Annotated in this window: 28 protein-coding genes and 1 tRNA gene; 14 read left to right on the top strand and 15 right to left on the bottom strand. The window is 70.7% G+C overall.

The window, feature by feature from the left end:
- The first annotated feature begins 12 nt into the window (after positions 1–12).
- The 5 genes from dinB to ACFWJ8_RS16430 all read left to right on the top strand — a co-directional run bounded on the left by dinB (position 13) and on the right by ACFWJ8_RS16430 (position 4,879).
- On the top strand, positions 13–1,212 hold the full coding sequence (dinB, locus tag ACFWJ8_RS16450) for a DNA polymerase IV (RefSeq protein ID WP_378813541.1): 1,200 nt from the start codon (positions 13–15) through the stop codon (positions 1,210–1,212).
- 42 nt (positions 1,213–1,254) lie between these two features.
- Entirely contained in the window at positions 1,255–2,202 is a 948-nt protein-coding gene (locus tag ACFWJ8_RS16445; protein ID WP_378813539.1) for a zinc-ribbon domain-containing protein, read from the top strand.
- Between the two features lie 182 nt (positions 2,203–2,384).
- Positions 2,385–2,771 (top strand): YciI family protein, encoded by a 387-nt coding sequence (locus tag ACFWJ8_RS16440; RefSeq protein ID WP_378813537.1) that lies wholly within the window; start codon positions 2,385–2,387, stop codon positions 2,769–2,771.
- Between the two features lie 24 nt (positions 2,772–2,795).
- The gene (locus ACFWJ8_RS16435; protein WP_378813535.1) at positions 2,796–4,040 is read left to right on the top strand and encodes an RNA polymerase sigma factor; all 1,245 of its coding nucleotides are present in this window, start codon (positions 2,796–2,798) and stop codon (positions 4,038–4,040) included.
- 164 nt (positions 4,041–4,204) lie between these two features.
- Complete coding sequence (locus tag ACFWJ8_RS16430; RefSeq protein ID WP_378813533.1) at positions 4,205–4,879, top strand: VOC family protein; 675 nt, start codon at positions 4,205–4,207, stop codon at positions 4,877–4,879.
- Between the two features lie 15 nt (positions 4,880–4,894).
- On the opposite strand, the gene ACFWJ8_RS16425 is transcribed toward ACFWJ8_RS16430, so the two are convergent.
- Entirely contained in the window at positions 4,895–6,268 is a 1,374-nt protein-coding gene (locus ACFWJ8_RS16425) for an FAD-binding oxidoreductase (protein ID WP_378813531.1), read from the bottom strand.
- A gap of 357 nt (positions 6,269–6,625) precedes the next feature.
- On the opposite strand from ACFWJ8_RS16425, the gene ACFWJ8_RS16420 reads away from it, so the two are divergent.
- The 3 genes from ACFWJ8_RS16420 (at position 6,626) to ACFWJ8_RS16410 (ending at position 8,292) form a co-directional block, all read left to right on the top strand.
- A complete protein-coding gene (locus ACFWJ8_RS16420; RefSeq protein WP_378813529.1) occupies positions 6,626–7,291 on the top strand; it encodes a phosphatase PAP2 family protein in 666 nt (221 codons plus the stop codon).
- A 102-nt stretch (positions 7,292–7,393) separates the two neighbouring features.
- The gene (locus tag ACFWJ8_RS16415) at positions 7,394–7,696 is read left to right on the top strand and encodes a YciI-like protein (RefSeq protein WP_378813678.1); all 303 of its coding nucleotides are present in this window, start codon (positions 7,394–7,396) and stop codon (positions 7,694–7,696) included.
- 233 nt (positions 7,697–7,929) lie between these two features.
- A complete protein-coding gene (locus ACFWJ8_RS16410; protein ID WP_378813527.1) occupies positions 7,930–8,292 on the top strand; it encodes a nuclear transport factor 2 family protein in 363 nt (120 codons plus the stop codon).
- Positions 8,293–8,617: 325 nt separating this feature from the next.
- Here the strand turns inward: ACFWJ8_RS16410 and ACFWJ8_RS16405 are convergent, their stop codons facing one another.
- Both ACFWJ8_RS16405 and ACFWJ8_RS16400 read right to left on the bottom strand, forming a co-directional pair.
- Complete coding sequence (locus ACFWJ8_RS16405; protein WP_378813525.1) at positions 8,618–9,310, bottom strand: hypothetical protein; 693 nt, start codon at positions 9,308–9,310, stop codon at positions 8,618–8,620.
- A gap of 133 nt (positions 9,311–9,443) precedes the next feature.
- Positions 9,444–9,824 (bottom strand): hypothetical protein, encoded by a 381-nt coding sequence (locus ACFWJ8_RS16400; RefSeq protein ID WP_378813523.1) that lies wholly within the window; start codon positions 9,822–9,824, stop codon positions 9,444–9,446.
- A gap of 212 nt (positions 9,825–10,036) precedes the next feature.
- Between ACFWJ8_RS16400 and ACFWJ8_RS16395 the strand changes: the two genes are divergently transcribed.
- The gene (locus ACFWJ8_RS16395) at positions 10,037–10,381 is read left to right on the top strand and encodes a DUF2750 domain-containing protein (RefSeq protein ID WP_378813522.1); all 345 of its coding nucleotides are present in this window, start codon (positions 10,037–10,039) and stop codon (positions 10,379–10,381) included.
- 83 nt (positions 10,382–10,464) lie between these two features.
- Here the strand turns inward: ACFWJ8_RS16395 and ACFWJ8_RS16390 are convergent, their stop codons facing one another.
- A complete protein-coding gene (locus ACFWJ8_RS16390) occupies positions 10,465–10,821 on the bottom strand; it encodes a hypothetical protein (RefSeq protein WP_378813520.1) in 357 nt (118 codons plus the stop codon).
- 230 nt (positions 10,822–11,051) lie between these two features.
- Here ACFWJ8_RS16390 and ACFWJ8_RS16385 point away from each other — a divergent pair, with 230 nt between their 5' ends.
- Complete coding sequence (locus ACFWJ8_RS16385) at positions 11,052–11,642, top strand: TetR/AcrR family transcriptional regulator (protein ID WP_378813518.1); 591 nt, start codon at positions 11,052–11,054, stop codon at positions 11,640–11,642.
- A 51-nt stretch (positions 11,643–11,693) separates the two neighbouring features.
- Positions 11,694–12,344, top strand: a complete 651-nt coding sequence (locus ACFWJ8_RS16380) for an NAD(P)-dependent oxidoreductase (RefSeq protein WP_378813516.1) — start codon at positions 11,694–11,696, stop codon at positions 12,342–12,344.
- Between the two features lie 156 nt (positions 12,345–12,500).
- Here ACFWJ8_RS16380 and ACFWJ8_RS16375 read toward each other — a convergent pair whose 3' ends face one another.
- On the bottom strand, positions 12,501–13,343 hold the full coding sequence (locus ACFWJ8_RS16375; protein ID WP_378813514.1) for a PhzF family phenazine biosynthesis protein: 843 nt from the start codon (positions 13,341–13,343) through the stop codon (positions 12,501–12,503).
- A 346-nt stretch (positions 13,344–13,689) separates the two neighbouring features.
- Here ACFWJ8_RS16375 and ACFWJ8_RS16370 point away from each other — a divergent pair, with 346 nt between their 5' ends.
- Positions 13,690–14,127 (top strand): DUF1622 domain-containing protein, encoded by a 438-nt coding sequence (locus ACFWJ8_RS16370; protein ID WP_378813512.1) that lies wholly within the window; start codon positions 13,690–13,692, stop codon positions 14,125–14,127.
- A gap of 117 nt (positions 14,128–14,244) precedes the next feature.
- On the opposite strand, the gene ACFWJ8_RS16365 is transcribed toward ACFWJ8_RS16370, so the two are convergent.
- The 5 genes from ACFWJ8_RS16365 to ACFWJ8_RS16345 all read right to left on the bottom strand — a co-directional run bounded on the left by ACFWJ8_RS16365 (position 14,245) and on the right by ACFWJ8_RS16345 (position 16,821).
- Positions 14,245–14,454, bottom strand: coding sequence for a hypothetical protein (locus ACFWJ8_RS16365; protein WP_378813510.1), 210 nt, complete (start codon positions 14,452–14,454; stop codon positions 14,245–14,247).
- Positions 14,455–14,587: 133 nt separating this feature from the next.
- The gene (locus ACFWJ8_RS16360; RefSeq protein WP_378813508.1) at positions 14,588–15,313 is read right to left on the bottom strand and encodes a Type 1 glutamine amidotransferase-like domain-containing protein; all 726 of its coding nucleotides are present in this window, start codon (positions 15,311–15,313) and stop codon (positions 14,588–14,590) included.
- Positions 15,314–15,597: 284 nt separating this feature from the next.
- A tRNA-Arg gene (locus tag ACFWJ8_RS16355) sits at positions 15,598–15,670 on the bottom strand.
- A 111-nt stretch (positions 15,671–15,781) separates the two neighbouring features.
- On the bottom strand, positions 15,782–16,165 hold the full coding sequence (locus tag ACFWJ8_RS16350; RefSeq protein ID WP_378813506.1) for an MmcQ/YjbR family DNA-binding protein: 384 nt from the start codon (positions 16,163–16,165) through the stop codon (positions 15,782–15,784).
- 32 nt (positions 16,166–16,197) lie between these two features.
- The gene (locus tag ACFWJ8_RS16345) at positions 16,198–16,821 is read right to left on the bottom strand and encodes an asparagine synthase (protein ID WP_378813504.1); all 624 of its coding nucleotides are present in this window, start codon (positions 16,819–16,821) and stop codon (positions 16,198–16,200) included.
- Positions 16,822–16,923: 102 nt separating this feature from the next.
- On the opposite strand from ACFWJ8_RS16345, the gene ACFWJ8_RS16340 reads away from it, so the two are divergent.
- The gene (locus ACFWJ8_RS16340) at positions 16,924–17,772 is read left to right on the top strand and encodes an SDR family NAD(P)-dependent oxidoreductase (protein ID WP_378813502.1); all 849 of its coding nucleotides are present in this window, start codon (positions 16,924–16,926) and stop codon (positions 17,770–17,772) included.
- 86 nt (positions 17,773–17,858) lie between these two features.
- Entirely contained in the window at positions 17,859–18,056 is a 198-nt protein-coding gene (locus ACFWJ8_RS16335; RefSeq protein WP_378813500.1) for a hypothetical protein, read from the top strand.
- 74 nt (positions 18,057–18,130) lie between these two features.
- On the opposite strand, the gene ACFWJ8_RS16330 is transcribed toward ACFWJ8_RS16335, so the two are convergent.
- From ACFWJ8_RS16330 to ACFWJ8_RS16310, 5 genes are all read right to left on the bottom strand, one after another.
- Positions 18,131–19,075, bottom strand: coding sequence for an aldose 1-epimerase family protein (locus tag ACFWJ8_RS16330; RefSeq protein WP_378813498.1), 945 nt, complete (start codon positions 19,073–19,075; stop codon positions 18,131–18,133).
- A gap of 150 nt (positions 19,076–19,225) precedes the next feature.
- The gene (araA, locus tag ACFWJ8_RS16325) at positions 19,226–20,737 is read right to left on the bottom strand and encodes an L-arabinose isomerase (protein WP_378813496.1); all 1,512 of its coding nucleotides are present in this window, start codon (positions 20,735–20,737) and stop codon (positions 19,226–19,228) included.
- Positions 20,738–20,836: 99 nt separating this feature from the next.
- Positions 20,837–22,501 carry a xylulokinase gene (locus tag ACFWJ8_RS16320; protein ID WP_378813494.1) on the bottom strand — a complete coding sequence of 555 codons (1,665 nt, stop codon included), beginning with the start codon at positions 22,499–22,501 and terminating at the stop codon, positions 20,837–20,839.
- Positions 22,498–23,196, bottom strand: a complete 699-nt coding sequence (locus ACFWJ8_RS16315; protein ID WP_378813676.1) for an L-ribulose-5-phosphate 4-epimerase — start codon at positions 23,194–23,196, stop codon at positions 22,498–22,500. The genes ACFWJ8_RS16320 and ACFWJ8_RS16315 overlap by 4 nt, the downstream gene beginning before the upstream one ends.
- Before the next feature lie 269 nt (positions 23,197–23,465).
- Positions 23,466–24,461 carry a LacI family DNA-binding transcriptional regulator gene (locus tag ACFWJ8_RS16310; RefSeq protein WP_378813493.1) on the bottom strand — a complete coding sequence of 332 codons (996 nt, stop codon included), beginning with the start codon at positions 24,459–24,461 and terminating at the stop codon, positions 23,466–23,468.
- Between the last annotated feature and the right edge of the window lie 110 nt (positions 24,462–24,571).

Genomic DNA, 24,571 nt, shown 5'->3' with positions numbered 1-24,571 from the left:
GGGAGGCAGGGCATGCGGGGCGAGGCGACCGTGCTGCACGCCGACCTCGACGCGTTCTACGCGTCGGTCGAGCAGCGGGATGCCCCGGAGCTGCGCGGCCGGCCCGTCATCGTCGGCGGCGGCGGCGTGGTGCTCGCCGCGAGCTATGAGGCCAAGGCTCGCGGCGTGCGTACGGCGATGGGCGGCCGGCAGGCGCGTGAGCTGTGCCCGGATGCCGTCGTCGTGCCGCCGCGCATGGAGGCGTACTCGTCGGCCAGCAAGGCGGTCTTCGCGATCTTCCGGGACACCACGCCCCTGGTCGAAGGGCTCTCGATCGACGAGGCGTTCCTCGAGGTCGGGGGCCTCAGGCGACTCGTCGGCACCCCGGAGCAGATCGCGGTGCAGCTGCGTCAGCGGGTGCGCGCCGAGGTCGGGCTGGCGATCTCGGTCGGCGTCGCCCGCACCAAGTTCCTCGCCAAGGTCGCCAGCGCGGTGAGCAAGCCCGACGGCCTGCTGGTCGTCGAGCCCGAGCGCGAACAGGAGTTCCTGCTGCCCCTGCCGGTCGAGCGGCTGTGGGGCGTGGGCGCCGTGACCGCCGAGAAGCTCCACCGTCTCGGCATCCACACCGTCGGACAGCTCGCCGAGCTCGAAGCCGCCACCGCCGAGCGACTGCTGGGCAGGGCGGCGGGCGCCCACCTGCACGCCCTCGCGCGCCTGCGCGATCCCCGCCCGGTCGACACCACGCGCCGGCGCGGCTCGATCGGCTCGCAGCGCGCGCTGGGCAATCGTCCGCGCACGCCCGACGAGCTGGAGGTCATCCTCACCCAGATCGTCGACCGGCTCGCCCGTCGCCTGCGCGACGGGGACCGCGTGTGCCGGACGGTGGTGCTGCGCCTGCGGTTCGGCGACTACGCCAAGGCCACCCGTTCCCGTTCGTTCCGCTCGCCGACCGATCGCACCGCGTTGATCCTCGCCGTCGCACAGGGGCTGCTCGCCGCCGCGCAGCCCGAGATCGGCGAGCGCGGCATCACGCTGATCGGCGTCTCGCTGTCGCAGCTCGGTCGGGTCGACAGCGTGCCCCCGGAGCTGCCGATCGACTGGGACGACGGGGTCCGCCTCGACACCGTGCTCGATGCCGTGCGCGACCGCTTCGGCTCGGCGTCCGTCTCGCGTGCCGCACAGCTCGGGCGGGACCCCGGCTGGTCGACGCCGCTGCTGCCCGAGCACGAGTGACGCCGGCGCGGCGATGTCGTGGGCCCCGCCTACCCTGCTCTCATGGCGGAGCGCGTCGAACTCTGGTGGGCCCGGCGCCAGTTCTCCAAGGGCGCCGAGGTGCCGTATCCGGTGGGGAGCTACCGCGAGGCCTGGTCGCCGTTCCCCGCCCTCATCCGCCAGTACCACCCCGAGCTCAACGCCGGCATCGCCCTCACCCAGATCCCGCCGGCGGCGGACGTGCTGCTGCTGTGGCAGTGCGAGGCCGGCCACAAGTTCGCCGCCACGCCCGACGAGCAGCGCCACCGGCCGGGCCGCGAGCGTCGGCGCTCCGCGTGGTGCCCGGAGTGCACCGAGAGCGCCCGGCCCGTGCGCGCACTGCCGATGCGCGATGTCGTGACCCTGCCTGGCTCCCCCGTCCCGGCTGGGCCCACGCGCCCCGAGGCTCCGCTCGACGCGGCAGCGGCGAGTGGAGCGGGCGTGGGAACGATCGCGAACCCGGTCGGGCGAGTGGTGCTGCGGCCTCGCCGCCCTCCGCGCACGGTGCAGCTCTGCCCGAAGACACCGGACGTGCCGGTCGGCGAGGCGTTCCTATCCGCGTGCGCGCCGAAGCCGGCATCCGCCGTCGAGGCGCAGCTGCGTGCGGACCTGTTCGCGCGGATGCCGCTGACGCCGGGACTCAACGCGGTCCGCGTCGCGCGCCCGTTCTTCGATCACCTCGAGGTCTGGCCCGACATCCTGCTCCCCGAGCTGCGGGTGGCGGTCGAGTACGACAGCACCGGCCGGCACGGACTGGAGCACGTCGGCAAGCGGGAGGACGCCGACCGCCGCAAGGATCGCGCGCTGCGTGCCGCGAAGTGGGAGGTCGTCCGGATCCGCACCGGCAGGCTCGCACCGCTCGGACCCCATGACCTGCAGATCTCCGGGTGGAACCGGAAGGCGCTGGAGCGGCTGATCGACACGCTGAGAGAAATCCGGGGTCCGCTGCTCGTCGATCCCTACCTCGCCTGACCGGCCACGCGCGATCGGGGTGGCGACGGCCCCCTTCTGCTCCGTTTCCCCGATCATCGCGAACGCCTCCGGGGATAGTGTCGTATTCGAGCGTCGCCGTTCGTGGATGAGGTGTGGGACCTTCTGGCCACCACACCCCGGGAGTCCACGCCACGGCTCTCGTCCGATGAGAGGAGACGACAATGCCGAAGTATCTGATCGCATTCAACGACGAGTGGGTGCCCGCGCACACCGCCGACGAGCTGCATCGCAAGAGCGAGGCCTCGAAAGCCGTGCTGGAGGAGATGACGGCCGCCGGCGTCTTCCTCTTCGCGGAGGGAGGCATCGACGCCTCGACCGCCGTCTGCAGCGTCGTCAGCAAGGACGGCGAGCCCGTGTTCACCGATGGGCCGTTCGTCGAGACGAAGGAGCACCTCGGCGGATTCACCGCCATCGAAGTACCGGACGACGAAGCCGCCCGGTACTGGGCCGGGCGACTGGCCGTGTCGCTGGACTGGCCTCAGGAGGTCCACCGCTTTCCGTCCGACATGGCGGAGATCGTCGACCGGCACGCGTCCGCGAGTGCGTGAGGTGACCCGGACTCCGCGGGAGTCGTGACGTCGTCGCCCGCCGAGGAGGCCATCGCCCGCGCCCACCGCGAGGAGTGGGCGCGGCTGGTGGCGGGCCTCGCCCGTCGCTTCGGTGACCTCGGCCTCGCCGAGGACGCCGCCGCCGAGGCGTTCGTCGCCGCGGTCGAGCGCTGGCCGCGCGACGGCGTACCGCCCAACCCCGGCGCCTGGCTCACCACGACCGCGACGCGCAAGGCGATCGACCGGCTGCGCCGGGAGTCCCTCCGCGACGTCAAGCACCAAGCGGCCCAGATGCTGTCCGACGACACCCCACCCGAGCCCAGCGGACCGGTCGAGGACGACCGCCTCCGGCTGGTCTTCACCTGCTGCCACCCGGCCCTCGCGATGGAGGCCAGAGTGGCGCTGACTCTGCGTCTGCTCGGCGGGCTCACCGTCGCCGAGATCGCGCGCGCCTTCCTGGTGCCCGAGACCACGATGGCGCAGCGGATCACGCGCGCGAAGGCCAAGATCAAGGCCGCGCACGTGCCCTACCGGGTGCCGGCGGCCGACGACCTCCGGGAACGGCTGGCGGGGGTGCTCGCCGTGATCTACCTGGTCTTCAACGAGGGTTACCTGTCCAGCGCGGGCGCCGGCCTGCTGCGCGCCGACCTCACCGAGGAGGCGATCCGGCTGGGCCGCCTGCTGCACACGCTGCTGCCGGATGAGGGCGAGGCGACCGGCCTGCTCGCCCTGATGCTCCTCATCGACGCCCGGCGCGCCGCGCGGGTGTCCCGCGCCGGCGAGCTGGTGACCCTCGACGAGCAGGATCGCAGCGCTTGGAACCGCGCTCTGATCGCGGAGGGGCATGCCCTGGTGCGCGAGCGGATCGCGGCGGTCGCTGCCGGCGACGGGCAGGCGGGACGCTACCAGCTCCTCGCGGCGATCAACGCGGTGCACACGGATGCGCCGTCGGCGCACGACACCGATTGGTCCCAGATCGTCGCCCTCTATGACCGCCTCGTCAGACTCGACGCATCGCCGATCGTGCGGCTCAACCGGGCGATCGCGGTCGCCGAGGTGGATGGCCCCGACGTGGCGCTCGCCGAGGTCGACCGGCTCGGCAAGGCCCTCGACGGCTACCACGCCTTCCACGCCGCGCGCGCCGATCTGCTGCGGCGAGTGGGACGAAGCAGCGAGGCACGGACCGCGTACGACCGAGCGCTCCAGCTCGCCGGCAACCCTGCGGAGCGGGCGTACCTCACTCGTCGACGCGATCAGCTCGTGTCGTGACCGTCGGAGGCCGGCTGGCCGTGAGCCGCTCTGACACCGGTCTCTGAGCCTGTCGACGGGCGCTTCGACGGGCTCAGCGACCGTCGGCGAGACGCCGCACCCCACGGCGCCGCGCCCGCCGAGTACCGTGGTGCCCGCACGCCACGGACCGAGGGGGTTCCTCATTGGATGAGTCGACGGGCGGACCGGCGGGGATCACGCCGGCCGCGTTCCACCGCGCCCTCGGCGTCTCCGACTGGCGGGTCACCGCGACCGGCCCGCAGGCGGTCTTCACGGCGGGGTCGCTCACGGAGGCTGCGGCGCTCGTGGCCCCGACCGTCGCCGCCGCAGCGCGGTGCGGCATCCATCCCGACATCGATGTGCGCCCCGAGGGCGTGATCGTGCGCGTTCCGTATCGTGACGACGAGGGGATCCCTTCGGCGGCGGCGGAGTTCGCCGCGGCCGTCTCTCGGGCCGCGTCCGAACTGCGGCTGGCCGCCGACCCGTCGCGCATCCAGTCGATCGGCATCTACGTCGCCCAGCATTCACAGGCCGACGTCCGGCCCTTCTTCACCGCGGCGCTGGGCTACGACGACTTCGGCGACACCGACGCCGTGGATCCGCTGCGCAGCGGCCCGCAGCTCGCCTTCAATCCGATCAGCGGCGACTCCGCGGCGCGCGGCCGGACGCACTTCGACGTCTTCGTTCCCGCCGACCAGGCGAAGGCGCGAGTGGATGCCGCACTCGCGGCCGGTGGCCGGCTCGCGGACGATTCGCACGCGCCCGCCTGGTGGTCGCTCGCTTCGCCCGACAACCACGGCGTCGACATCGCGTCGTGGACCGACACCTTCGATTCCTGAGACGGCAGCAGAGCGCTACACCTCCGGGGTGATGTTCTGGTTGATGTGGAACACGTTGCCCGGATCGTAGGCGTGCTTGACGGCGCGCAGCCGCGCATAGTTCGCGCCGAAGTTCGCCGCTGCCTGCGGCTGGTCGTCCTGGGAGAGGAAGTTGATGTAGCCGCCTCCCTGTCCGAACGCCTCGACCGCCCCGAAGTAGTCCCTCACCCACGCGGTGTTCGCTGCGTTCTCGGCAGGGTCGGGCCACATCCCCGCGATCACGATCGCGAAGTTCGCGTCACGGTGCCCGAACGCCGTCGCGTCGGGGGCGACGTCATGGCAGGCGCCGTTGATCGGGTAGAAGTGCACCGTCGAGTTGACCGTGGGGACGAGCGGTCCGTGGGCCATGTGCGCGGCGATCGCCTCCGGCGTGAGCTCGTCCACGAAGGACGCCTTCCAGTAGTGCTGGAGCCCGGGAGGCACAAGAGCGTCGAAGGCACCGTTCAGCGCCGGGTAGGGCATGGGCCCGACCGCTTCCGCCACGGGCGTGGCCACGTCACGGAACCCCTCCACGATCTTCTCGCCCTCCGCGGCGGGGCCGTTGTAGCAGAAGATGACGGCCATGAACGGCTCGCCGGCGCGGTCCTCGGGGACGAACGGCAGCGGCGGCGCGATCTGGAAGGCGGGGAACCCTCCGAACTCGCGGGGAGCCGTCCGTGCGACCTCCTGGAAGTGCGCCAGGATGGCGGGCGCGTCGGCGAGCTCGAAGAAGGTCGGCCCGCCGTAGATCTCAGACACGGGATGCAGCTGGAATCGGAATCTCGTGACGACGCCGAAGTTGCCGCCGCCGCCGCGCAGGGCCCAGAACAGGTCCGGCTCCTCGTCCGCACTCGCCGTGACCACCCTGCCGTCGGCGAGGACGACCTCCGCGGCGAGCAGGTTGTCGCACGAGAGGCCGTAGCCGCGCGCAAGGTAGCCGATCCCGCCGCCGAGCGTGAGCCCGCCGACCCCGGTCGTCGAGATGATCCCTCCCGTCGTCGCGAGTCCGTGCGCCCCCGCCGCCTCGTTGAACATCCCCCAGGTCGCTCCCCCGCCGACCTCTGCGGTGGCCGTGGCCGGATCCACCTGCACCGACGTGAGACCACTGAGGTCGGCGACGACGGCGCCGTCTGCTGTTCCGAATCCGGGCACGCTGTGCCCTCCGCCTCTGATCGCGAGGTCGGTGCCGGATTCCGCGGCGGCGCGCACGACGGCTGCGACGTCCGCGGCGCTCGCGCACCGGACGACCGCTGCCGGCCGTCTGTCGATCATCGCGTTGTAGACGATCCGCGCCTCGTCGTAGCCCGCGTCGCCTTCGGCGACGACAGCATCGGCCAGCGTGCTTCGCAGAGACTCCACGACAGTGGACATGACAGCACTCTCCCTCGGTCGCAACGGGCATGGTGCAACCGCACGGTGCGCACGGAGCGCCAGTGCCGGGTTCCTGACCACGATCCTCGGCTCCACGGGCACCGTCAAGGCGTTCGCCGTTCGGGCGGGAAGAGCACCCCGTCTCGGCAGTTCACGGCGGCTTGCAGGGCCGGTAGACCCGTGCGCCACGGACCAGCTGTCGGCACCCAGAAGGCGGGGGCCACGGGGCATCGTCGCGCGCGGGTTCTTCGCGCGATTCCGGATCACGCCGCCGTCAACGGACCGGTGTTCGGGCGTTCCCAGGTGTGGGGCGTTCCGGTCTGTTCCCATCCCGCGGAGCGCCACTAGTCTGCGGTCATGCCGCTGCTTCGAGCCGTCGTCCTGCCGGCGCTCGGCGCGATCGCCGTGCTCGCCGTGGCCGGGCGCGCGATACGGCTCCTCGGCGGCGACGACCCACCAGAAGACCGGGCGGTGCGTGCGCTCCAGGACGCGTGCGGCCATCGGCCCGCCGACGGCGATATCACCATGCCCACCGGGCTCCGCGAGCCGATGGACCGGATCACCCAGGCGCTCTCGTGGTACTCCGGCGTCCCGCAGACCATCGCGAACGGGGTGATCTGGTGCGGCGTCACCTGGTTCTTGACGCGCGACCGGCGCTCAGCTGTCGCCCCGGCGGCGGCACTCGCCCTCGAGACCGCGTGCTTCGTCGCATCCGCGGCTCTGGTGGGACGGCCACGGCCCGAGGGGGTGTGGCGCCCGGAGCAGCCGCACGCGACGTCGTCGTTCCCCTCGGGGCACACGGCGGCAGCTTTCGCGCTCCACGGCACGCTCGCCGACCTGCTCGATCACCACGGCGCCCGCGGCGCGCGGATCCTCGGCCCTCTCCTGCGGTACGGCATTACCGGAGCGATCGCGTTCTCACGGGTCTACCGCGGCCAACACCACATCTCGGACACCGTCGCAGGTGCCGTGCTGGGACGGTGGAGCACCACAGTAGTGCGGCGGGAGCTGATCCGGTCGTAGGCGGCCGGGAGGCCCCGTCGGATCCCCTCGCGGGTCGTGGAGGTCGCCCGTTCACCGCCAGCCTGCGACCAGTGCTCCTGGACTCGATAGGTTCGGTGCATGGTGCACGCAGTCCTCCAGTACAGCTATGGCGACGACTACTTGGAATCTCGTGAGTTGTACCGAGCTGCGCATCTCGCGCTCGCGTGGGCAGCGGTCGAGCGCGGTGATCTGGTGCTTGGGGGTGCGGTGGGCACGGGCCCGTACGAGGGCCTGATCGTCTTCACGGGCGAGAACGCACTGGAACTGGCTTCCGAATTCGCGTCCGCCGATCCGTATGTCACGTCGGGGCTGGTCACGTCGTGGACAGTCCGCCCGTGGACAACGGTCGTCGGCGTCGACGCAGCAACGCCCGTCCGCCCCTGAGGCCGACGCCCTCGCGGCGGCAGGACGATTCTCGTCCGTCGACCTGGATCCCACGCATCCCCGCACGATAGGGCGGCACAGACCGGTGTTCGCACGCGCTCTGGAACGTGGTCTACGGAGCAGCGATCGGGAGGCGGACGCTCGGAAGACCTGAGGGGCATGTGACGGAATAGTGCGGTGCGCCAAGGATGTTCAGTCAGCATCGGATGACTCACGAGTCGATTGGATCCCAGATGACCAACGTTTCTGACCTGCTTGCGGCCAACCTGCACGAGGTGTTCGGCAACCGGGACGCGGCCGCGAGGAGGGCGGCGATCCAGCGGGTGTACTCCGAGGACGTGACCTTCACCGACCCCGAGGGCACCGTGCGCGGAAGGGCAGCCATCGAGAAGAAGGCGTCTGACCTTCTCGAGGGCGCTCCGGACGACTTCGTCTTCGTGGAAGACGGTGAGCGCTATGTCGGAACCGACATCGGCGCGCTCGCGTGGGCATTCGGTCCCGTCGGCGCGCCGGTGGTCCGCGGAATAGATGTGGTCACCGTCAACGGAGCCACGATCACCAGCGTCCGCACCTTCTTCGCCGAGGCCGCCGATTAGCCGGCCGGGCGAGTCGGGCGTCGGCACGCTGAGCCCACTTGCTTGCGCGCAGCCCCCTCAAGCGCGAGTCGTGTTCCTTGCGACGACCCAGAGGACGCCCGCGACTACGAGAGCCGGGATCAGCAGCACTGCGCAGATGACCGCCAGGTGGAAGCTTCCGATCAACGCGGCGACACCCCCGACCACCACGATTGCTGCGGCAATGATCAAGGCGACAGACCACATCGTCCGTCGCTCATTCGATGAGCGCGTCATGAGCGACACCATAGCGGCAGCAAAGTCGGCACGCTGACCGACCGGCCCACGGGCGGGTTCGGGCCAGGACTCAACCGATCTGAAGCAGCACGGTCAGCACCTGATCAACGATCGCAGTATCGTCCGCGAGGTCGTCTTTGCCGACCACGACGGAGGTGTAGATGCCGTCGACACACTGCTGCCCGGTGACTGCGATCGCGGTCTCCATGTCGGGGTAGTAGGAAACCGATCGTGTGGTGCCGGGCTCCTGCCCCTGAAGTTCGAGGAGGCTGCTGAAGTAGCCGCAAGCTTCCCCGGCCGGGGTGACGGCGCCTGCGGCGATCGCCTCGGAGGAGTCCTCAAGCTGTTTCATGACGGCGGGATCCAGAGTGCCTTCCGGGAGCGCCCTCAGTCCGTCAACGATAGCGGGCAATGAGCCGGCCCATTCCCCTGCGGGCACGCGTGCAACCTGTACACCGAGCTCGGTGATGTCGCCGAACTGGCATGCCGGCAGGTCACTACCCGGCACGGTGACCTCGCTCCCGCTCGGCGCGCTGTCGATCAGCGACTCAAGGGTCGCGCTATCTAGAAGTGTGCACGGCGAGTCGTTGGGCTCGGACGGTGCGACCGAGGGAGTTGCGGTCGCCGTGGTCGAGGTGGATGACTGCGCGGTTGCTCCCAGCTGGGTACAACCGACGAGCAGGACGCTGGTGAGGATGCTCCCTGTGACGAAGGCGGCGAGGCCAGCCCGGATGCGTCGCGGTCGGCGAGGGGACGAGGTCATTGTTGGATCGTAGGAGATCCGCACCGACGGCCCTGACCGCCGACCGTCGCCTGTGGATAGAACCGGTCCGCGACGCACCGCTCGATAGCGGGCCCGCATCCGAACAGCCCCGCCCTTGACAGCCAAAGGCCCCCTAGGACGTTGGGAGAAGATCGATCCTCAGCTGGTCGGGAGAAAGGTCGGCGGGAGAGAGCTTAGTGGCCACGGTGATCACCAGCTCGTTCCAGCCTCGATGTGCTGGATGGATGACCTCGCCGTCCGCATCTCCGATGGAGAGTCGGCCGCTCGGCACATGCAGCCTGCCACGAAACACTTCGCGCCTATCGGCAGTCGGAGCCTCGGCAGCCTGCAGGACCCGCACGACGACTTCGGCCTCCGCCCAATCGACGGTGTCGCCAAACGAATCGATGTCCTGCGCATGGCGCACAAGGGCGACGACGCCATGCTGGTTCGACCAAACGAGCAAGCCCGGCACCGCATCAGGAACCAACGCCCCGGAGTCAGCATCGGCCACGATTACAATCCCCCCGTGAAAGGGTCGCCGGATTGCGGTGGTGACGAGAGGCTGCACATCTGGACGATAGTCGCGAGCGCGACCAGATGCATGCCGCAGAGCGTCAGAGGTGAGGTAACCGTGCCGTCAGCCCAATGAACCACCGGCCATCGAACGCGTGCCACGGATGACGCCAGCTTCGAGGCTCGCGAGTCGACGCTAGGGCTTGGGCCATGAGCACGAGTGCGGCGCAGGCCGCCGCCTTCTTCACGGAACTCGGTGCCGACGGCTCGGTCTGGACAATCGAGGATGACGCCGGCATTCCTGCCCCAGTTGGAGCGACTGGCGACCGCGCCATGCCGTTCTGGTCTCGGGAGAGCAGAGCCCTTGGAGTCATCGCGGCTGCTCCGGCGTATGCAGGTTTTCGCCCCCGACAGATTTCACGCGCTGATTTCGAATCCAGGTGGGTGCCAGGTCTCGCCCAAGACGGACTGCTGATCGGGGTCAACTGGGCCGGAGAGCGGGCTACCGGCTACGAGCTTTCCGTCGACGACTTCCTCGCACGGCTGCACGCCTGAGGGGGCGGTACCGGGCGCAGGCCGCCCAGCAGTTTCGTCCTAAGGAAACGCTCGATCACGAACCGGCTAGCGTTCTGCGCGGATCATCTGGTGACAAGCAATGCGTCGGAGAGCGTTACTCTTCGCCCGACCTGAATCAGTAGCTCGCCGTCAAGGTCAGCGGATCGCATCCACACTCGAAATTCGATCGTTCCGTCGTCTTGCTTTCGCACGGACACTTTCGTTGCTGTTTCTCGCTCAAGCCTCGCACGATCGCCCGCGTCGTCGAACCACCGCACCGCCACAGAGCGGGCACTCTCGTCCCAGGTGAGCGCGACACCACTGCCGTCGGCAGCCCAGGCCGTCGCTGTGACGACCCACGGTTCTTCGTGTCTGTCGACTTCCAGACCAAGCTCGATGAGGTCTTCGACGACGGGGATCTCGAGTGCCTCACTTGCCATGGACCAATCCTTCTCGAACAACCAGCCAAGTTGTCGAGTAGATCACGCCATCGCCGCCCACTCAACCGCGACGGGCGACTCCCCTGGCATCAACCCTGCCAGCCCGCGCGCACTCGTCTCATCTGATGCGACGCCCGGGTCGCTGCCGAGCTCGCCAGAGCTTCGCAACCGGGCGACGCCCGCGAGGGATCTGTGACCGGATGGCAAGCGCGCCGAGCTATATTAGACATATGTCAAATAGCTCGGCGGGTGTGCGACGTTCTCCGGATCAGCGTCGCGCGCAGATCGTCGACGTCGCGGCCGCGCACTTCTCCCGTGATGGGGTTGCCGGAGCGTCGATGACCGCGATTGCCGCGGAAGCCGGGATCACGAGAGCGCTGGTGTATCACTACTTCCCCGGCCGCGAGCGCCTGCTGGAAGCGGTGCTGGAACGTGAGGCGAACCGGGTGCTGGTGGCGACGGCTCCGGATCCGGCGCTCTCGCAGCGCGCGAACGTCGAGCGGGCGCTGGCGGCCTTCTTCGAGCACTTCGCCGCAAGTTCCGGGGCGGTGCGGGAGCTATACACGCCGACCACGCCGGAGCGCACCTCGACCGCGGCGCGGCTCGCGGCGAGCAACCATCAGGTTCAGGTGCAGCGTCTCCTCGCCGCGACCGGCACGGCCGACACCGAGCAATCGCGCCTCGCGATGGGCGCGTGGCTCGCGTTCGTGGAGTACACGGGCCGGCACGCCGCCGATGCCCCCACAACGCCCGTGCAAGCCCACCTCGACTTGTGCGTGAACGCGCTGGAGAGCACACTCGGCCGCCCGCTGCTGACCTGACCGGCGAACCGCCCGCTCGCGGTCGAGCCATCCACCAAGAAGGAGAAGTCTGTGAAGATCGTCGTCCTGGGAGCCACCGGCAATGTCGGCTCCCGCTTCACCACCCAGGCCGTCAAGGCCGGTCACCAGGTCGTGGCATTTGCGCGCACTCCGGAAGCCGTCCAGTCGCAGCCGGGCGTCACGACCGCACAAGGTGCGGCGGAGGATACTGCGGCGCTCACCGCTGCAGCGCGGGGCGCGGACGCGCTGCTGGTGTCGATCACCGGCCCGATGAAAGACGGGGACTTCATGCAGCGCAACCTGCCGAAGATCATCGAGGCCGCGAAGGCTGCCGGTGTCGACCGCGTCGTGCTCGTCTCAGCGTTCGGCGCTGGTGACACCGCGCAGAAGGCATCCGGTTTCGCTCGGTTGATCTACCGCACCGCGCTGCGCAGGTTCTTCGCCGACAAGGCCGCCGCCGACCAGCTCCTGCAAGCCTCGGGTCTGGACTGGACGATCGTCTACCCGATCAACCTCAAGGACGCCCCAGCCCTCCCCGAGACCGCGGTAGAGCCACTGGCCGGTGTCGGCCGCGTCCCTGGCCTGCCGACTCTCCCGTTCGACAACGTCGCCGCCGCGCTGGTCGGTATCATCACAGACCCGACGACCACCCGACAGCGACTGCTCATCACCACACCCAGGGGCTGGAGACCCTCGCGCTGAAATGCCGCCACACGCAAGGCCCGCCTTCGCGCACACCGCGCGGCGGGGCCATTGCGCGCCTCACCCGGAAGGGCATGGCACCGTACGTGCCGGGAGGCGTGTGCCTCGTACCTCCACCGGGCACTGCCCGGATACGGATCTGCTCTGAGGGGTCGGTCAGAGGTCGGCGGTCCCGGAGACGATGACGTCTGCGCGGCCGCCGACCCAGATGCGACCGTCTTCGCTGTTGATATGCACGCGTCCGCGTCGGCCGATGGCGCCACCCTGAGCCGCGAGGTATGGCGCTCCTACTCGTCCGGTGGCGATGAGCCACTCCGCGGCGGCGGCGTTGAGGCTGCCCGTGACGGGGTCCTCGCGGAGCGGCCCGTCGCCGTCCGTGAAGAACGCCCGCACCTCGACAGCCGGGAGCGAGTCGGCTGCGTGCAGTCCGAGAACGCCGATGTCCCAGCGGCCGGGGTGCCCGGAGGCATCCGGACGCAGGCTCAGAACAGTCGCCGCGTCTGCGAGCAGCACACCCACCCAGCCGGGGCCGTTGTCGAGCCACTCGGCATCCACGATCTGCCCCTCGTCGATGCCGAGGATCTCGGTGATCGCCGCGAGCAGGTCGGCATCGACGGCGCCGGAGCGCAGTCGGGGCGGGGCCGCGAAGGCGAGGATGTCACCGTCGAGGCGCACGGGAACGACACCCGCACCGCATTCCTGCATCACCACACCTGGTGTGGCTGGGGTACCACCGGCATCGAGCCACGCGCGCGCCGTTCCCAACGTCGGGTGACCGGCGAAGGGGAGCTCGGTGTTCAGGCTGAAGATCCGCACCCGGTAGTCCGCATCGGGCACGGTCGAAGGAAGCACAAAGGTGCATTCCGACAGATTCGTCCACACCGAGAACCGTCGCATTGCCTCGTCCGTCAGGCCATCCGCGTCGAGCACCACAGCCACGGGATTGCCGTCGTTGGAGCCCAGTCCGAAGACATCGACCTGACGGAAAGCGCGTCGCACAACAGCATCCATCCCCCGATCGTGCCTTCTGCACGTCGACCTGTCGACAGACCACTTGGCAAGCCATGGACCGGCTCCCCGGGCCACCCGCACGCCCGACGACATACGTACGACCGGCCACGCCGACCCTCTGCGCACAGACGGGGTTCGAAAGCGATCCGGGCCGCCCGCAGGCACCACGCGCATGTCCCGCCCGGAGCGGGATCCCCTCGATCACCAGTGCGCGTCCGAGAGCATCTGAATGCCCGAGACACGTCAAGGCCCTCGGCGAGACACCGATCTCCTTGCCAAGGCACCATATGCGCGTCGCCTAGCCACGCCGGGCTGGGGCCCCTACGCTGAGCGCGTGGATTTCGAGTCGGTGTTCACCGCTGTCGCCATCGGGTTCGAGGTGATCGGCGCCGTCGTCATGGTCGCCGGATTCGTCTTCGCGGTCGTGCTCGGCATCCGTTCCCTCCTGCGCGGCGAGGGCGGCCACGCCGCCTACACCGCCCTCCGCACGACCCTCGGCGCGGCGATCCTGCTCGGACTCGAGGTACTCGTTGCCGCGGATCTCGTGCGCACGATCACCTCCAAGCCCTCGCTCGAGGACGCCCTCATCCTCGGGATCATCGTGATCATCCGGACGATCCTCTCGATCTCCATCCAGATCGAGATCGACGGGGTCGCTCCGTGGCGTCGTGCGCTGCTCACGAGCGGCGGTCAGCTGCTCGGTCAGGCAGCGGCGAAGGATCGCGCCGCCTCGGCCCGTGCAGCGGCTTCCCCCGCAGAAGGCGCTGAATAGCCCCGCCCCCTCACCCGGCGTCCCCCGCCCATCGGGCCTCAGCCCGATGTCGTGCCGATGAGAAATCTGATCGGTCCGTCATTCGGGCACCGGCCCGCACGTGGATCGTGCTGCAACTCAGGGCTGCAAGAAGGTCTCCGCCGGCACCTTCGCGGGCAGCGGCGGCCAGACCACGAGGAGGAAGGCGGCGATCGGCCCAAGGAAGAAGGTCAGGAGGAACCAGTACCACGGCGAGCGATTTCGAGTGCGTGCGAACCCACCGGCCAGAATCGCCACCGTCAGCCACATGGCCGACACCATCGTCGAGAGCGCCGCTACTTCCTGCATGGCTGCGACACTAGCGATCGAGCGCGGCCGACGCGCGATCTCACCGGTGAACTCCTGCTGGAAGAGTCCCGGATCGGGCGGCTGCCGCAAATGGATCGGATCAGGCTTCTTCGGTTCGATCCGTCGCGCGCGGTCATCTGCCGATCGTCGAGACGAGAACGCCGTTCTCGGCCGGCCACACACGCCAGACGCTGCCCGTCCCCTCGACCCGCAGCCCGCCGTCACCGACGATCAGGGCCGTGCGCTCGTCGATGCCGAGACCGCCGGTGATGAGTCCTGACTCGACGGCGGCGACCAGCCGTGACAGCATCCCCCGCTGGGCCACGTGGACCTCGATGGTCACGTCGACGAGCCCGATGCCGACCTCGATCTCCACCTCGTCGCCCGGCTCGTCGGGGTCCTCCGGCGAGACGACCACGCCGCCGATGCGTGAGCCGCTTCCGAGCGATCCCTCGGCCGCGATCATCGCTCCCGCCGAGACGCCGAGATAAGGCACTCCGTCGGCGACCAGCCGACGCATCTCGTCGAACACCGGCTCGAGCCCCGCACGCACGGTCTCGACGTTGCCGCCACCCACCGCGATGCCGTCGACATCGGCGATCGCGTCGAGCCCGATCGACTGGCCGTGCTTGCCGGCGGTCAGATGCAGTTCGATGGCGGCTCCCCCGGCGGCCTCGATCAGGAGCTCACCGAGCGCCGCCGCCTTCTCCTCGGCCTCGGGATGCAGCGAGATCACGGCGATCCGCGGCCGCGCACGACCCGCGTCACTCGCACGCCGAATCGCTTCGGCGACGAACGGTGCATGGAGCGGGGCATCCGCGATCGTCGTCGCGCCACCGCCAATGAGATGCACGCTCATGCGGCATCATCCGCCGCTGCGAGGCGGAGCGGTAACCCCGTTTCGCCGACTCGGCGCCCTGGCGGCATCCCGTCGATGTCCGCAGCCTCGTGGTTCGCGTCGCGTGTCATCCCACGAGGTTAACGGCCGCGGATCCGCGGGGCGCACGGGCGGGGCCTGCTCACGCACAGAGCCGCGAGCGATCGAACCCCCGTGCGCGCCCTCACGCGCCACGCACCCCGCCAGAAAACACGAAAACCCGCGGTAATCCGCGGGTTTTCCATGCTTACTGTCTCAACACAGTGTGCGCCCGAAGAGACTCGAACTCCCAACCTTCTGATCCGTAGTCAGATGCTCTATCCATTGAGCTACGGGCGCATGTTGTTTGCTCTCGCGCACAACGTCGTCAAGAATACCTCACGCCCCGGCTCGGCGCGAATCGAGGGCGGATGCCGGCATCCCGGGCGTGTCCGGCGGCCGGTGCGACGCTCACCGACGGTCGAGCTCGCGCAGCTGGCGCTGCAGTGCGACCCGCCGATACGAGGTGTCGATGAGCTCGGCGAGGAGCGTCCAGTCGCCGGCATCCACGTCCACGCGCAGCGCCAGCCAGCCGTAGGCGCCCTCGTACGGCGGGACGAAGGTGTCGCCGCGTTCGAGCAGCACCGGACGCTCCAGCTCGTCGGGGAGGAACAGCACGGCGGGGGCGGGCCCGACCCCGACGATCGCGAACTGCCGTTTGCCGGCCCGGAAGGTGCAGCGGCCGTGCGAGATCGCCTCGACGGCCTCGGGGTACGGCATGCACAGGGCGCGCACCCGCACCGCGAGCGGGTGCTCCGGCGGGAACCACATCGGCTGCGCCGCGGCGTCGTCCACGGGGCGAGCGTACGCCCGCCCTCGGACGCGCGTCAGCCTTCGAGCTCGCTGACGTCGATACCCGACACCCGCGGCGACGGGGTGACGACGCCGGCCGGCGCGTCCGGGTCGACGTCGTCGGCGCGCCGTTTGTGGGCGGCCAGGCGCGGCAGGTCGACGAGGCGGATGGACTGCATACGGGCGGCGCGCATGCGCTCGTAGTCCGGGTCGAGGTCGGCGCGCATGCCCTCGACCTGCAGGCGGCGCTGCAGGTTGGCCTCGACGTCGCCCCACGCCGCGTCGCGCGACTGCTCGATGAGGGTGCGCACGACGTGCGGGTCGTCGGCCATGCGGCGCAGGGCCTGGGCGACGCCGGCGTACTGCCGGCCGCGCTTGCGCAGGTTGCGGGTGTCGCGGTCGCGGTAGTCGTGCGTGCCGTCGGGGTCGGTGAACTTGCCCCACGCCTTCTTGCGCTGGCGCCGGACGAGGTCGGCCGCGGCATCCTGCTCGTCGGCGAGCGCGATCAGCGTCTCGTGCGCGAACGGCGCGAACCGCGTCACCTCGAACGGCTCGTCGTTCGCGATCGTGTCGACGAGGATGCGGTTGCGGATCGAGAGTCGCGCGGCGGCGGACGCGATGGACACCCCTTCGGCGATCGCCTCTGCGGTCTTGCCCATCACACCTCCCGTAAAGAGGCTAGCGTCCGCGGAGGCCTCCGGAGTCAGCGAGAATCGAAGGCGCGATCGTCGACGTGGACGATCCGGAGCGAGAGGCTGCACATGGCGAGACAGCGACCCCTGGAAGTGCGCGGGCGCACGACCGTCATCACGGGAGCCGCGGCAGGCATGGGCGCCGACGTCGCCCGGCAGCTCGCCGCGAAGGGCGCCCACGTGGCGCTCGTCGACCGCAACGCCGAGGGCCTCGCCGCGGTGGTGGCAACGCTCGAGGGGACGGGGCATACGACGCACGCCGTCGACCTCACCGACGACGCGGCGGTGGCCGACGCGGTGGCCGAGGTGGAGGCATCCCATCCGCGCATCCAGGCGCTCATCACATGCGCCGGATCGTCGATGCTCGGCGACATCGGCCAGCTCACGATGGCCGAGATGCGGTGGCTGATGGACGTGAATCTGTGGGGCACGGTGAACATCACCCAGGCGCTGCTGCCGTCGCTGCACCGCGAGCCGGCGGCGCACATCACGCACCTCGTCTCGATCTACGGGCTCGCCGCCCCGGCCGGACGCATCCCGTATGCCATGAGCAAGTTCGCGGTGCGCGGGTTCACCGAGTCGCTCCGGCACGAGCTGGAGCGCACCACCGTCAGCGTCGGAGCGGTGTACCCGGCGGGCGTCAAGACCGGCATCATCCTGCGCGGCCGGTTCGCCGCCGCGATCGACCCCGACGTCGCCCAGCGCGCGGCCGAGGCGCAGGCGGCGATGTACCACACCGAGCCCGAGCACGCCGCGGCGCGCATCGTGGACGCGACGGTCCGGCGCCGCCCCCGCATCATGATCGGGCGAGAGGCGCGGCTCGTCGACGTACTCACGCGCGTGACCCCGACCCACTACTGGGGGCCGATGCGGCGTCCGCTGCGCGACGCGATCGACACTCGCACGCCCGTGCGTTAGCAAACCCGAGCCCTCGGAGCAACCCCCGTGACCCGCGTTCCGACGCTCCGTATCGTCGCCTCCACACCCCACGAGAGGAGCGACCGATGGGATTCATGGACGACGCGAAAGAGACCGCGGAGGCCGTCGGCGAGAAGCTGAAGGACACGTGGGACGACACGACCGACCGTATCGGCGACAAAGTCGACGAGATGAAGGCGGACGCGGACGTCAAGAAGGCCGAGGCGGAACGGGACTCGGTCAAGACGCGCAACGACATCAAGGAGCAGTTGCGCGACGACTGACCCGCTGACGCCGAAGGCGGAGCCGACCGGGGGGCCGGCTCCGCCTTCGTTCGGAGTCGCTGCGGTGCGGCGCGTCAGCCGATCGCGGCGATCCGCCATGAGGCCGTGGTGGATGCCTCCGGCTCCAGCACGATCAGACCGGCGTCGTAGTCGTACGAGGCCGCGTTGAAGGCATCGGGCGCGCATGTCATCGGCTCGACGGCGAGGCCCAGGCGGCTCAGTTCGGGTTCGGGCTTGTCGGCGGTGTGGACCTGGACCCACGGGCACGCGGCATCCCACGCCATCTCGACGCCGGAGCCGGCGGCGTCGGTGAGCCGCACGGTGGCGAAGCCGTCGGCGTCACGGATCAGCCCGGTGTAGGCGTGGTCGATCTCGGCCGCGCCGACGGGCCGTGCGGCGCGGAAGTCGAAGCGCTGCGGGTCGGCGCCGTCGACGGATTCGAGCGCGACGGGGCTCAGGCGGTCGGGGGTGACCGAGAGCACCTCGGCCGCCGGCAGCTCGAGCGTCCAGCCGTCGACGCGACCGTCGCCCGCCACGAGGTACGGGTGCGGACCGGTGCCCCACGGCGCGGGCGCGTCGCTCTCGTTGAGCGCCGTCACCGACTGCGTGAGGCCGTCGGGGCCGAGCGAGAACGTCGTCGTGACGACCACGCGCCACGGGTAGAACGTCGCCGGCTGGATGACGGCGGCCAGGGTCACGTGGTCGGGACCCTTGTCGATCGCCTCGAAGTCGAGCCACGTCGCGAGTCCGTGGAGCGCGTGCGAGCGGGCGGGCTCCGTGAGCGGGAGTTGGAAGTCCTGGCCGCCGAACGCGTACCGGCCGTCGACGACGCGGTTGGGCCACGGCGCGAGGGTCGCGCCACGGTGCGCCGGGCGCACCTCGTCGGCCTCGAACGGCACGACGAGGTCGCGGCCGCGGTACGTGAGCGAGCGGAGCGTCGCACCGACGCTCGCCACGACGGCTTCGTAGTCGCCGGCGCGGAGCGCGTGCTGGGTTCCGGATGCGGGGGGACGTGCCATGAGGGCTCCTTGGGAGGACGAGTGGATGCCGCAGACCAGAGTAGCGGCGAGGTTCGCGCGGCCTCGAACCCGGGCATCCCCGAGGCGGGCGACACCGCCGGGTTCGCGCGGAATCCCCGGCCTCGACGAGACCTGGGAGTCCGCGGAGGCTCAGAGGCCCTGGGCGAGGCGGTAGTACGCCTGGTTCCAGCGCAGTTCGCGCTGGAAGCCGCGCACCGTGGTGTCGTCGTCGATGACGACGAGCTCGGTGGCGGCGATCTCGGCGAAGTCGCGGAACACCTCGATGCCCACCGCGGTCGTCATGACGGTGTGGTGCGCGGCGCCGGCGGCGAGCCAGCAGGCCGCGCTGGTGGCGAAGTCAGGCGCCGGCTTCCACACGGCGCGCCCCACCGGGAGGTTCGGCAGGTCGGGGGCGTCGACGTTCTCGACGACGTTGGCGACCAGGCGGAACCGGTCGCGCATGTCGCTCATCGCGACGACCAGCGCCGGGCCGGGGTCGGCGGTGAAGACGAGACGCACCGGGTCGTCCTTGCCGCCGATGCCCAGTGCGTGCACCTCCAGGCGCGGCTTGGCCGAGGTCAGCGACGGCGAGACCTCGAGCATGTGCGCGCCGAGGATCTTCTCGTCGCCGGCGACGAGGTCGTAGGTGTAGTCCTCCATGAGGCTCGCGCCGCCCGGGAGTCCCTCGCCCATGACGTTCGCGATGCGCACCAGGATCGCGGTCTTCCAGTCGCCCTCGGCGCCGAAGCCATAGCCCTCCGCCATGAGGCGCTGCACGGCGAGACCCGGCAGCTGCTTCAGCGCACCGAGGTCCTCGAACGAGGTCGTGAAGGCGCCGAAGCCGCCCTCCTCCAGGAACGAGCGCAGGCCCAGCTCGATCGCCGCACCGTCGCGCAGCGACTGGTGACGCTCGCCGCCCGGGCGCAGCTCTTCGGCCACGTCGTACTCGGCCAGGTACACCTCGACCAGCGCGTCGACGTCGGCGTCGGTCGCGGCATCCACCGCCTCGACGAGCTCGTTGACGCCCCACGTGTTCACCTGCACGCCGAACCGCAGCTCGGCCTCGGTCTTGTCACCCTCGGTGACCGCGACGTAGCGCATGTTGTCGCCGAAGCGGGCGAGCTTGAGCGAACGGGATGCCGCCCACCCGGCCGCCGCGCGCTGCCAGTCCTCGACCTGCTGCCGCACCGCCGGGTTCGACACGTGGCCGACGACCGTCTTGCGGGCGACGCCGAGGCGGGTCTGGATGTACCCGAACTCGCGGTCGCCGTGCGCGGCCTGGTTGAGGTTCATGAAGTCGAAGTCGATGTCGGCCCACGGCAGCTCGACGTTGGCCTGCGTGTGCAGGTGCAGCAGCGGCTTGCGCAGCGCATCGAGACCCGCGATCCACATCTTCGCGGGGCTGAAGGTGTGCATCCACGCGATGACGCCGATCACCTCGTCGCGGGCGTTGACGTCGAGGGCGAGCCGGCGGATCGCGTCGGAGTCCTTGAGCACCGGCTTCCACACGATCTTGACGGGCAGGCCGTCGAGACCGGCGGCGACCGCCTGGGACTGCTCGGCCACCTGGCGCAGGGTCTCTTCGCCGTACAGCGTCTGGCTGCCGGTGACGAACCAGATCTCGTACGCGTCGAGCGAGGTGGACAGGGGTGTGCGGGTCATTTCGGTTCCTTCTTTAGGGCCGGTCGTTGAGCGAGCGAGGAACGAGCGAGACGAAACGCGGCGAGGCGACCTCGGAGCGTTTCGTCTCGCTTCGCCCGCTCAACGACCGGTGAGAGCGGTGACGGCGGCGGCTTCGACGGCGAGGCCGGCGCGATAGCGGTCGAGGTAGGCGGCGAAGCCGGCGACGTCCGCCGGCTCCGGGTCGGCGACGTCGACAGCGGCGCCGGCGAACACCGTCTGGTCGAGATACTCGGAAAGACGGGATGCCGCACCGCCGGCATCCCCCACCGCCCGCGCGTACGCGGCCAGCACGGCGATCCCCCACGCGCCGCCCTCGCTCGCGGTGTCGCCGACGGCGACGGGCGCGTCCAGCGCCGCGGCGAGGAAGCGCTGCGCGACGCCCGCGGTGCGGAACAGGCCGCCGTGGGCGAACATGCGGTCCAGTCCCACGCCTTCGGCGTCGAGCACACGCATGCCGAGCGCCAGCGTGCCGAAGACGCCGTACAGCTGGGCGCGCGCGAAGCTGCCGAGCGTGAATGCACTGTCGGGCGTGCGGACGAACAGCGGACGCCCCTCGTCGAGGCCCGCGATCGGCTCGCCCGCGAGGTGGTTGTACGCGAGCAGCCCGCCGGCGTCGGCCTCGGCGTCGAGCGCCTCGCGGAACAGCACGTCGAACACGGCGTCGTTGTCGACGGGCACCCCCGCCGCCGCAGCGAACCGGCCGAACAGCCCCGCCCACGCGCCGAGCTCGCTGGCGCCGTTGTTGCAGTGCACCATCGCCACCGCGTCGCCGGACGGCGTCGTGACGAGGTCGAGCTCGTGATGCACGCTCTGCAGCGGGCGCTCGAGCACGACCATCGCGAAGATGCTCGTGCCGGCGCTCACGTTGCCCGTGCGCGGCGCGACGGCGTTCGTGGCGACCATGCCGGTTCCGGCATCCCCCTCAGGAGGGCAGAACGGGATGCCGGCGGCCACATTCCCGCTCGGGTCGAGGAGCGCAGCGCCCTCGGCCGTCAGGGAGCCGGCGGCCTCGCCCGCGACAAGCACGCGCGGCAGCAGTTCGACGAGCGCGGGGACACGGCCGGCGACCGGTCCCTGAGCCTGTCGAAGGGCGTCGTACCGGGCGACGAGATCGGCGTCGTAGTCGCGGTTCGCGGAGTCGATGGGGAACATGCCGGACGCGTCGCCGACGCCCAGCACCTTCTCGCCCGTCAGCCGCCAGTGCACGTACCCGGCGAGGGTCGTGACGAAGCGCACGTCGGGCACATGCGCCTCGGCGTCGACGACGGCCTGGTGCAGGTGGGCGATCGACCAGCGCAGCGGGATGTTGACGCCGAACAGCTCGGTGAGCTCGGTGGCCGCCGGACCGGTGTTGGTGTTGCGCCACGTGCGGAACGGCACGAGCAGCTCGCCGGCCTCGTCGAACGCCAGGTAGCCGTGCATCATCGCCGAGACGCCGATCGCGCCGAACGTCGTCGGGCGCACACCGTGGCGGCGCTCGGCGTCGGCGACCAGGTCGGCGAACGCGGCCTGCAGGCCGGTCCACACATCGTCGAGGGCATACGTCCAGAGCCTCTCGCGGTACTGGTTCTCCCACTCGTGGCCGCCGACCGCGAGCACCGTCGACGGATCGTCGGCGTCGACGAGGCACGCCTTGATGCGCGTCGAGCCGAACTCGATGCCGAGCGCGGTGCGACCGTCGAGGATCGCCCGCCCGGCGGCACGTGCGCTGAGCGAGGAACGAGACGAAGCGTCCACGGTCACTTCTCGCCCTCGCGGCGCTCGTCGGACGATTGCCCGTACACGTTCTGGTACCGGTTGTAGAGGCTGTCGATCGCTTCCTGCGGAATCGCGACGAGCGGGCCGGCCTCGCGCGCATAGTGGACGGTGCGGGCGACGTCCTCGACCATGACGGCGGCCTTGACGGCATCCTTCGCCGAGACGCCGATCGTGAACGGGCCGTGGTTCTGCATCAGCACGGCCCGGCTGCGGTGCCCCGTCAGCGTCTGCACGATGCCGCGGCCGATCGAGTCGTCGCCGATGATCGCGAACGGGCCGACCGGGATCGGCCCGCCGAACTCGTCGGCCATCGCGGTGATGACGCACGGGATCTCCTCGCCCCGTGCCGCCCAGGCCACCGCGAAGGTCGAGTGCGTGTGCACGACTCCCCCGACCTCGGGCATGTGGCGGTACACGTAGGCGTGCGCGGCGGTGTCGCTCGACGGGCTGCGGTCGCTGCCCTCGGAGCCCGGCACGACGTTGCCGTCGAGGTCGCACAGGATCATGTTCCCGGGGGCGAGGTCGTCGTAGCTCACCCCCGACGGCTTGATGACGAACAGGTCGGCGCCGGGCACGCGTCCCGACACGTTGCCGCCGGTCCACACCACGAGGCCGTAGCGCACGAGCTCGCCGTGGAGCTTCGCGACCTCGGCGCGGACCTCGGCGATGGATGCCGCCACCTCGGGGGGGAACGTCGGCGCAGGCGGCGCCGGTTCGGGGCTGGTCACGGGGTCCTCCGTCGGGTCTCGTGGCGCGGCGATCCTTGCCGCAACCTCGCCAATGTTACCGGTAACACTGGCGTGCCGCCACCCTTCGCGCCCGCGCAGAATTCAGGAGATCTGCCACGCGCGCGCTCCGCAGCACCGGATTCCCGGGGTGAATGCGCACGGCTCGACCGGTTCTTCCTGAATCCGGTGCAGCCCGGCCGGACGGGAACGGATGCCGCGGCTCAGCGCGGTGCGGCCGTCGAAGCGCGTGCGACGAGCCGCGGGGCCGCAGCCTCACGAGCGGCGACACCCAGCACCGCGGCCACCGCGCGGTGCGCCTCGCCGGTCAGGTCGAGGCCGACCGTGGTGAGCGAGGGACGGTAGTACGCCGCATCCGGGTTGTCGTCGAAGCCGGTCACACTCACATCACCCGGAACGTCGAGCCCGGCCTCGCGCAGCCCCGCCATGAGCCCGAGCGCCATCTGGTCGTTCGCGACGGCGATCGCGGTCGGCCCGTCCGCCGCGCGCACGGCCGCCGCGACGCGGGGCGCGAGGGCCGCACCGGCCGCCGCCGTCCAGTCGCCCGACCACCGCGGACCGGGCTCGAGTCCCGCGCCGGCGAGAGCCCGCCGGGCGCCGACCTCGCGCGAGCGGGCCTCCAGCCACTCCTGCGGACCGGACACCCGGCCGATCCGCCGGTGCCCGAGGTCCACGAGGTGCGCGACGGCGAGCGCCGCGCCGTCGGCCTGATGGTCCGCGCCCGCGCCGGTGTGCAGCGCCGAGATCGCGATCCCGGGGTGCGCGTCGGTGAGGGACGACAGGGTCGCCGCATGGGGTGCGAGCACGATGAGCCCGTCGACGCCCTGCCCGAGGAGCCGCTCCGCCGCGTCGCGGACGGATGCCTCGTGCGACGCGTCGGCGTACGCCGTGGCGATCCACCGGCCGGCGTCGCGCGCCGCGGCCTCCAGCGCGGCGATGCCGACGGCGGGGCCGTACAGCGTCGCATCCGACGCGATCACCCCGAGGGTCCGCGTCGTACGCGTGCCGAGGGCGCGGGCGGCGTTGTTGACTCGGTAGTCGAGCCGGTCGATCGCGGCCAGCACGCGGTCACGCGTCTCGGGCCGGATGTTCGGGTGCTCGTTGAGGACGCGCGACACCGTCTGGGTCGAGACGCCGGCCTCGCGCGCCACGTCGCGCACCCCGACCCGCGCGCCGGGCGCTCTGCCGCTGTCGTCCATGGCGGCAACCTTAGCCGGACGGAATCATGTGTCCGCGGCCGGTCGGTCATCCGTCACCTGAGCGGGGTGCGGGCGGCCGACACGGCGTCGCACCCTGCACGACCGACCGA

Source organism: Microbacterium sp. NPDC058389 (assembly GCF_042722305.1).
Lineage (GTDB): Bacteria > Actinomycetota > Actinomycetes > Actinomycetales > Microbacteriaceae > Microbacterium.
Note: the sequence above shows the minus strand (reverse complement) of the source record. Positions and strands in the feature narration are given on the sequence as shown.

Excerpts from the sequence above, each read along its gene's own strand:
- dinB (WP_378813541.1), top strand. The coding sequence starts at position 13 with ATGCGGGGCGAGGCGACCGTGCTGCACGCCGACCTCGACGCGTTCTAC.
- ACFWJ8_RS16445 (WP_378813539.1), top strand. The coding sequence starts at position 1,255 with ATGGCGGAGCGCGTCGAACTCTGGTGGGCCCGGCGCCAGTTCTCCAAG.
- ACFWJ8_RS16440 (WP_378813537.1), top strand. The coding sequence starts at position 2,385 with ATGCCGAAGTATCTGATCGCATTCAACGACGAGTGGGTGCCCGCGCAC.
- ACFWJ8_RS16425 (WP_378813531.1), bottom strand. The coding sequence starts at position 6,268 with ATGTCCACTGTCGTGGAGTCTCTGCGAAGCACGCTGGCCGATGCTGTC.
- ACFWJ8_RS16420 (WP_378813529.1), top strand. The coding sequence starts at position 6,626 with ATGCCGCTGCTTCGAGCCGTCGTCCTGCCGGCGCTCGGCGCGATCGCC.
- ACFWJ8_RS16410 (WP_378813527.1), top strand. The coding sequence starts at position 7,930 with ATGACCAACGTTTCTGACCTGCTTGCGGCCAACCTGCACGAGGTGTTC.
- ACFWJ8_RS16405 (WP_378813525.1), bottom strand. The coding sequence starts at position 9,310 with ATGACCTCGTCCCCTCGCCGACCGCGACGCATCCGGGCTGGCCTCGCC.
- ACFWJ8_RS16395 (WP_378813522.1), top strand. The coding sequence starts at position 10,037 with ATGAGCACGAGTGCGGCGCAGGCCGCCGCCTTCTTCACGGAACTCGGT.
- ACFWJ8_RS16390 (WP_378813520.1), bottom strand. The coding sequence starts at position 10,821 with ATGGCAAGTGAGGCACTCGAGATCCCCGTCGTCGAAGACCTCATCGAG.
- ACFWJ8_RS16385 (WP_378813518.1), top strand. The coding sequence starts at position 11,052 with ATGTCAAATAGCTCGGCGGGTGTGCGACGTTCTCCGGATCAGCGTCGC.
- ACFWJ8_RS16365 (WP_378813510.1), bottom strand. The coding sequence starts at position 14,454 with ATGCAGGAAGTAGCGGCGCTCTCGACGATGGTGTCGGCCATGTGGCTG.
- ACFWJ8_RS16360 (WP_378813508.1), bottom strand. The coding sequence starts at position 15,313 with ATGAGCGTGCATCTCATTGGCGGTGGCGCGACGACGATCGCGGATGCC.
- ACFWJ8_RS16345 (WP_378813504.1), bottom strand. The coding sequence starts at position 16,821 with ATGGGCAAGACCGCAGAGGCGATCGCCGAAGGGGTGTCCATCGCGTCC.
- ACFWJ8_RS16340 (WP_378813502.1), top strand. The coding sequence starts at position 16,924 with ATGGCGAGACAGCGACCCCTGGAAGTGCGCGGGCGCACGACCGTCATC.
- ACFWJ8_RS16335 (WP_378813500.1), top strand. The coding sequence starts at position 17,859 with ATGGGATTCATGGACGACGCGAAAGAGACCGCGGAGGCCGTCGGCGAG.
- ACFWJ8_RS16330 (WP_378813498.1), bottom strand. The coding sequence starts at position 19,075 with ATGGCACGTCCCCCCGCATCCGGAACCCAGCACGCGCTCCGCGCCGGC.
- araA (WP_378813496.1), bottom strand. The coding sequence starts at position 20,737 with ATGACCCGCACACCCCTGTCCACCTCGCTCGACGCGTACGAGATCTGG.
- ACFWJ8_RS16310 (WP_378813493.1), bottom strand. The coding sequence starts at position 24,461 with ATGGACGACAGCGGCAGAGCGCCCGGCGCGCGGGTCGGGGTGCGCGAC.